We start from the raw sequence: 667 nt of genomic DNA, 5'->3' as shown, positions 1-667 counted from the left end.
AGCCTCAGTGCAGGATCTGGCTGAGGAAGAGCTTGGTGCGCTCGTGCTGGGGATTGTCGAAGAATTCGGCGGGCGAATTCTGTTCGACGATCTGGCCCTGGTCCATGAAGATGACGCGGTTGGCGACCTGGCGGGCAAAGCCCATTTCGTGGGTGACGCAGAGCATGGTCATGCCTTCTTCGGCGAGACCGACCATGGTGTCGAGCACTTCCTTGATCATTTCAGGGTCGAGAGCCGAGGTCGGCTCATCGAACAGCATGATCTTGGGGTTCATGCACAGCGAGCGGGCAATTGCCACGCGCTGCTGCTGACCGCCGGAGAGCTGGCCCGGATACTTGTTGGCCTGTTCCGGGATCTTGACGCGCTTGAGGAAGTGCATAGCGACTTCTTCCGCCTGCTTCTTCGGCATCTTGCGCACCCAGATCGGCGCCAGCGTGCAGTTCTCGAGAATGGTCAGGTGCGGAAAGAGGTTGAAGTGCTGGAACACCATGCCGACTTCGCGGCGCACTTCGTCGATCTTCTTCAGGTCGTTGGTGAGCTCGGTGCCATCGACGACGATCTGGCCCTTCTGGTGCTCTTCCAGACGGTTGATGCAGCGGATCATCGTCGACTTACCGGAGCCCGACGGGCCGGCGATGACGATGCGCTCGCCCTTCATGACCTTCAG

At 60.0% G+C, this 667-nt stretch carries 1 protein-coding gene; it reads right to left on the bottom strand.

Annotation, left to right across the window (positions count from 1 at the left end):
• Nucleotides 1-4: 4 nt before the first annotated feature.
• The coding region (locus ACODR6_RS32100; RefSeq protein WP_489026620.1) for an amino acid ABC transporter ATP-binding protein at nt 5-667 on the bottom strand (663 nt) is incomplete at its 5' end.

The sequence above is a fragment of the Rhizobium sp. FG96 genome (assembly GCF_057808655.1).
This window is presented reverse-complemented; position numbering and strand designations above follow the sequence as displayed.